This is a genomic window from Clostridium sp. (genome assembly GCF_051278035.1).
Taxonomy (GTDB): domain Bacteria; phylum Bacillota; class Clostridia; order Clostridiales; family Clostridiaceae; genus Clostridium_AD.
In genome coordinates this window covers 1-6727 of sequence record NZ_JBNMNU010000208.1, presented here as the reverse complement: position 1 = coordinate 6727, position 6727 = coordinate 1, and the positions used below count along the sequence as shown (strand labels likewise).

Sequence of the window (6727 nt, the reverse complement as noted above, 5' to 3'; positions counted from 1 at the left end):
ACTACTACATATACTATCGTATACTTTCGGATAGATTGCATTTACATACTCTGACACACATGAATAATCTCCTAGAGGCATATCCTTAAAGTAGCTATCTAATCCATTTAAACATCCTATATAAATCCCAGAATGAGTCCAAAATCCTGCTATACCGATGTTTGTTAGTTGATAATTGTTTCTCTTTAGCAGAATATCACCTGGTAGCAATTCTTCTTTTATGACATTAATATCTTCATTGCTAACATATTTTTCTTCTCTACTAGAGTAATCCACTCCAGTAATGCTTATCGCAAGCCATTTCTGAACAGGAAACCATAAATCAAAAACATTCTTCCCAAAAAAATCAAGAATATTATTAAAAACAATACTTCTATGGTTTCTAACAAGTTTTATAACATTTAAATAGTTGCAACTTGCATAATCTAATAATTCTTTTTCCCACTCACCTCTCCCATAACCATGCACTTCATGATAACTCACCATAAAATGAAAATAATGCTTATTCTTAAATAGTGATATCATGTGAGTAATTTCGGTTATTTCTTGTGTAATGTAATAGTACTGTTTTTTATTAATATTATGTTCTGGTCTGCTTTCGTTTAACATCGATTCTAAATATTTATTTTTTTCTATAATACTCGCTAATAACACAGAATTTTTTCGTATTGCTAAAGTAGACGCATAATTTAGTAATATATTGCTAAACTTAGTATGTGAATCTTCTTTACCCTTGAGTATAAGGCCGATTTTATATTTTTTCCTGATTTCATTTAATCCATTGTAACATTCCACGTAGCTAACCCATATATCTAATATGCTTCGTTTATGTGCAGAAGACATATTTTGAATGTCCGCTGCGAATAAACTTTCCGGTCTCTGCATATCCGCCACCACACGTTCTAATTCTCTTATTAGATTTAATGATTTGTATATATCCTCACTTACTGTTGTATGATGTAATCCCATATCCTTGTCCATTATTTCATCTTCATTAATAAAGTAACCTTTTAATATTAATCTCAATATAAAAACAAATAAAACAATAACTATTAGTAGTATTAAAAACATTTTAATACAAAACATATTTATCCCCCATAAATCCATTACAGTAATTTAATATTATTATACCATAAAAGTTACTTCTGCTTTAGTAATATAATTATAAATTTATATTTTCTATAGATTTTATTTTTTATTGTTTTTTTTATATAATTATATGTATACTATATTATATGATGAAATGAATTATTTGGAGGTCTATATGTTTACAAGCGAATTATTATTGCGTTTTTTTAATTTATTATTTTTTATTAATATCCTCTTTGCCTTAGCAGTTGTTTTCATTGAACGTAAAAATCCTACAAGTACTTGGACTTGGCTTATGGTGTTGCTGTTTTTACCAAGCGTTGGTTTTATTTTATATTTATTCCTTGGTCAAAATCTTAAAAGAAAAAAAATGTTTTCATTAAAAAAGGAAGAAAAAGAAAATCTGGCCTCAATTATTGATAAGCAAAAAAATTTCTTAAACAATGATAATTTAACTGAAACTAATCCTTTTTTAAGTAAATACTCTGATATGATGCAACTTAATCTATGTAGCGACAATGCATTTTACACAAATAATAACCATGTAGATATATTTACAGATGGTAAATCAAAATTTGATAAACTAAAAAAAACCCTCAAAGCTGCAGAAGTATATATACATATGGAGTATTATATATTTCAAAATGATGTTTTGGGGGCAGCTATCCTTAAAATCCTATGTGAAAAAGCTGAAGCAGGAGTTGAGGTAAAATTACTCTATGATGGGATGGGTTGTCTTAAGGTAGCTAAGTCTTTTTTCGCCCCTCTAACCAAAGCCGGCGGAAAAATTGCAATTTTCTTTCCACCCTTTCTTCCCTATATAAACCTTAGAGTAAATTTTAGAAATCACCGTAAAATAGTCACTATCGATGGAAAATATGCCTTTATAGGAGGTTTCAATATTGGTGATGAATACTTAGGACTTTCAAAAAAATTCGGGTTTTGGAGAGACACACACTTGTTCATACAAGGTGACGCTATTGATGCACTAGAACTTCACTTTTTAATGGACTGGAGATTTGCTGCTGATGAAGACTCTGTTTTTGATGATAAGTATTTTCCTCACAGGACTCACATTGGATATACAGGTCTTCAAATGGTTTCAAGTGGTCCTGATTCTACTTTTAATTCTATTAAAAATGGTTATTTAAAAATGATTAGTAAAGCTGAAAAAAACATTTATATAGAAACTCCATATTTTATTCCAGATGACAGTATATTGGAGGCTTTAAAAATAGCCTCCTTATCTGGAGTCGATGTCCGTATAATTATACCGAGCAAACCAGATCATCCCTTTGTATATTGGGCATCTACCTCCTATATGGGAGAGCTACTAAATTCCGGAGTAAAATGTTATACCTATACTAAAGGCTTTCTTCACAGTAAATTTATTTCTATTGATGAGTCTATAAGTACTGTAGGTACCGCTAATCTAGATATTAGAAGCTTCATTTTAAACTTTGAAATTAATGCTTTCATATATGATAAAGATATAACTAAAAAGTTGGAAGATTTTTTTATTAATGATTTAACATTTTGTGATGAACTAACTATGGAAAAATATATGAATCGAAGTGTCATTGTTAAATTCAAGGAATCTGTTTCAAGGTTACTTTCCCCTATGCTATAACTATAAAAGAGCTAAGATTAAAAATCTTAGCTCTTTTATAGTTATGTTTATTCTACTTTCCTTCTACGTTCTTCCACTGAAATGGGTATACTAAATGAGAAATCAGTTCCCTTTCCTACTTCACTTTCCACCCATATTTCCCCACCATGTTCTTCTATAATATACTTGCATATAGCTAGTCCAAGTCCTGTTCCACAGGGTTTATTCGTAAGCTTATCTCCAACTTGGCTAAATTTTTCAAACACATATTTTTTATCTTCCTCTTTAATCCCTATTCCTGTATCTATAATACTTACTATTATATTTTCTTGCACTCTTCTAGCTGTACAAACTATGCAACCTTCTTCTGTGAATTTTATAGCATTAGAAATAAGATTAATTATTACCTGCATCAATTTATCCTTATCTGCCATAACTTTTAGAAGTGGTTCTCTTATATTATGTATAACCTGAAGAGATTTATTCCTAATTATTGGATTAGTTAACGTTATTACCTGCGTTATAATTTCTTCGATGTCAATTTCTCTCATATTCAAGCTAATTTTTCCTGCTTCCATTCTTGATATATCTAGCAAATCATTTACGAGGTTAGATAACCTCTCGCCTTCTGATAAAATTATATTAAAATTTCTCCTTATTTTAATTACTGAACTTTGATTTTTTTCCATTGTAAGATCTAATTTATCTACTATTTGGCCTTCAAATCTTCGCTTAACCATTTCAGTAAAACCAATAATTGAAGTTAGTGGAGTTCGAAGTTCATGAGAAACTGTGGCTAAAAAATCTGTTTTCATTTTATCCATATCTTTTAATTTCTTAAAAAGTTCAGCATTTTCTAAAGCGATACCTGCCTTACTAGTAAAAGAAAAAGCGTTAGATATTTGAATTTCATTGTAAGCGAACTTTTTATGATTTAGCATTATTATTACACCATACATACTATCTTTATTAATTATCGGAATTATAAGTAAGCTCCTCATGTGATATAATAATATTTGAAAGCTAGTACTATACTTTGTATATTCTGACTTCTTTAAATCCTGAACGTAGTATGGCACTCTATTTTCTATAACTTTTTTTATTAGGGCAGTAAATTTATCGTCCTGCAAATAACTACTTAGACCTTTTTTATCTTCATATCCAAGAGATGCCATAATCTTAAAGCTATTTTCATTTTTAAATATACTTATAGCTGCATCATAATCTGAAATTTCATATAGACTTTTAATTAATCTATCGAAAATATCGTTTATATCCGTTGTGGATTTAAATATATTAACAGTAGCATCCATTTTTTTATCAAATTCCTTAGATTTTTTAATCATTAATATTTTGATTGTCACATTAATAAATATAATGTTTGCTATAATTATAATACCAATATACAAATATAATTTTCCCCAAAATATTTCCATCATAATATACCTCTAATGGTTATTAACCGTTTTATTTGTTTTTAAGTAAAATGTGTAGTTTAATTCGTTACTATAATGAACCTACCAATTTTTTAACTATATGTCAAGGATTAATAATAAATTATCATATTGAAAGAGGTGCTTTATGCGAAAAGTAGGAAAAGTAATCAATATAGAAGCCAATAAAGTTTATATCATAACCTCAAATAAAGAATTTGTAACCCTTGAAAGGCATAGCGTTGAACCTATAATAGGAGAGATATATGCAGGAGAAAAATTCAAAAGCATTGCCCTTTGGAAATATTTCTTAGTAATCGTTTGTGTTATATTACTTGCATTTTCAGCTAGGAAATTCTATTTAAATAACAAGTATAATTATTCCGTTATAGTAGACATGAATTGCACTTTGAAGATGGAGATAAATGGATCTGGAGAAGTTAAAAATGTTAAAGGCATTTCCTTTGGAGGTTTAAAAATGGAAAAAAATTTTGATTTAAAACATAAATCATTAGATGAGGCCTTGCATCTAATCCTAGATGAATCCATTAAGCAAAAATACCTTACTAAAGCTCACGCAGACGATGGTTATAAACTTTCAGTATTTATTTCTGGTAATAATAATAATAGTAATAATAATAACACCATAGACTTAAGTAAATTTAAAGACTATGCTAATACGCATAATTTCAAGGTAATAATAAATAATAATGGAAAAGCTTTAATTGAGTAAGGGTATCCTTTAAAGGATATCCTTAGGATTATAATACAAAGTTTACTTTATAATTTCAAAGGACGGTGTGAAATGAAAACCAAACTTAATGAAAAAAGCAAAAATGTTATTTCCCCTTACAAAGATAATAATTCAAAAACAAGATTAAATAAATTTATAAGCGAAACAGGTTTTTGCTCTAGACGCTCTGCGGATAAAATGATACAAGGAGGTAAGGTCACTGTAAATGGAAAAATTCCTGAAATGGGTACCCAGGTGTCCGAAACAGATTATGTTGAGATAAGTGGTAAACCTTTAAAAATCAAAGAAGAATTCGTTTACTTAGCTTTCAATAAACCTGTCGGGATAACTTGTACTACAGAACATAAAATCAAGGGTAATATTATAGATTTCATAAACTTTCCCAAAAGAATTTTTCCTATTGGTCGTCTTGATAAACCCTCCCAAGGTCTTATATTTCTAACTAACGATGGAGACATCGTAAACAAAATTTTACGTTCAGGTAATAACCATGAAAAAGAGTATATAGTTACTGTGGATAAACCAATAAGCCATGATTTTATAAAAAATATGGCAAATGGCATTCCTATGCTCCAAACTATAACTAAAAAGTGTTTCATAAAAAAAGAAAGCAAATATGTTTTCAGAATAATTTTAACTGAAGGACTTAATCGTCAAATACGAAGAATGTGTGAGTATTTAGGCTATGCTGTTGTACGACTTGAAAGACTTAGGATTATGAATGTTTCTGTGGATAAAATGCCCGTTGGAAAATGGAGATATTTAACACAAAAAGAGCTTAGTGGTATAAACAAGTTAGTTATTGATTCAATTAAAACGGAAGATGGTTCAAAATTATAAGTTTTTATAACGTTATCCACATTATATACACAGAAATTGTGGATAACTTGTTAATCTTAGATAATAATAATTATGCTTTATATTCTAAATGCGCTATTGGCTTATAATTAATTTTATTTATATTCCTTAAAAATTAAATAATGAGATGTTTTATTTGTTATTACAATATATTTCATTTAGAATCACAAATTATACACATTAATATTTTCTAGTCCACAATTATATTGAATTATGTATGTTTTTTAAAAATATATATATACTATTTAATACTTATCCACATTATCCACAAGTTTGTTGTGCATAACCTGTTAAATCTATGTTAACGGATAAAAACTACAGTTTTTCGGACTATATTATTATAAATACTTGTATTTTAAATGAAATATTGTAAATTTAATTTATTAAGTTATCCACATTATCCACAGTTTTGTTGATAACATGTTGATAACTTATTTCTTATTTTATAACCATCTTACCTTTTACTACAAGCCTGTGAGTGGCTACTCTTATAGGTGTGCAAGTCACTAATGTGATTTCTGCTCCCTCAGTATTATCTAAAACTGATATTTCTTCTGGTTCTACAACTTTACTTTCGTATACCTCATATTCGAATTCCCCACCTTTTGTAGTAACTATTATTATATCACCTATATTAACTTCATCTAATCTATTAAAATATTGATTATAAGTATAGCTTCTATGTCCTGCAAAACAAGAATTACCTTGCTCGCCAGGCATTGGTGTTTCAGTGAAATGTCCAACTGCATATTTTAATATTTCCGTACCAATGCCTTCACTAAGAGCTACATTTACATCAATTTTAGGAATAGAAATAATTCCTATAGTACCTGTTTTGTTGTCTGAAGACTTTTTATTGGTAACATCTATATTTTCACTAGCACCTAAACTCGCATCAGTTTTCTGAATGCTTCCTTTAAAATCTTGAATCATCATCTTTTGTTTTATATTAGCCTCGTACCGCATTGATAAAGCAGAGATAAT

General features: G+C 28.7%; 6 protein-coding genes. 3 read left to right on the top strand and 3 right to left on the bottom strand.

The window, feature by feature from the left end; genetic code table 11:
- On the bottom strand, positions 1-1086 hold a 1086-nt coding region (locus tag ACJAX4_RS20910), incomplete at its 3' end, for a hypothetical protein (protein ID WP_435791365.1).
- 178 nt (positions 1087-1264) lie between these two features.
- Here ACJAX4_RS20910 and cls point away from each other — a divergent pair.
- Entirely contained in the window at positions 1265-2719 is a 1455-nt protein-coding gene (gene cls, locus ACJAX4_RS20905; RefSeq protein WP_435791364.1) for a cardiolipin synthase, read from the top strand.
- Between the two features lie 47 nt (positions 2720-2766).
- On the opposite strand, the gene ACJAX4_RS20900 is transcribed toward cls, so the two are convergent.
- Positions 2767-4137, bottom strand: coding sequence for an ATP-binding protein (locus tag ACJAX4_RS20900; protein WP_435791363.1), 1371 nt, complete (start codon positions 4135-4137; stop codon positions 2767-2769).
- Positions 4138-4279: 142 nt separating this feature from the next.
- Here ACJAX4_RS20900 and ACJAX4_RS20895 point away from each other — a divergent pair, with 142 nt between their 5' ends.
- Positions 4280-4864: an anti-sigma-I factor RsgI family protein gene (locus ACJAX4_RS20895; protein WP_435791362.1), complete on the top strand. Its 585-nt coding sequence runs from the start codon at positions 4280-4282 to the stop codon at positions 4862-4864.
- 72 nt (positions 4865-4936) lie between these two features.
- Positions 4937-5725 (top strand): 23S rRNA pseudouridine(2604) synthase RluF, encoded by a 789-nt coding sequence (gene rluF, locus ACJAX4_RS20890; protein WP_435791361.1) that lies wholly within the window; start codon positions 4937-4939, stop codon positions 5723-5725.
- Positions 5726-6181: 456 nt separating this feature from the next.
- Here rluF and ACJAX4_RS20885 read toward each other — a convergent pair.
- Positions 6182-6727, bottom strand: a 546-nt coding sequence (locus ACJAX4_RS20885) for a class D sortase (RefSeq protein ID WP_435791360.1), incomplete at its 5' end; no start/stop codon positions are given.

Bases quoted from the DNA above. Each gene is read 5' to 3' on its own strand.
- ACJAX4_RS20900 (WP_435791363.1), bottom strand. From the start codon at position 4,137: ATGATGGAAATATTTTGGGGAAAATTATATTTGTATATTGGTATTATA.
- cls (WP_435791364.1), top strand. From the start codon at position 1,265: ATGTTTACAAGCGAATTATTATTGCGTTTTTTTAATTTATTATTTTTT.
- rluF (WP_435791361.1), top strand. From the start codon at position 4,937: ATGAAAACCAAACTTAATGAAAAAAGCAAAAATGTTATTTCCCCTTAC.
- ACJAX4_RS20895 (WP_435791362.1), top strand. From the start codon at position 4,280: ATGCGAAAAGTAGGAAAAGTAATCAATATAGAAGCCAATAAAGTTTAT.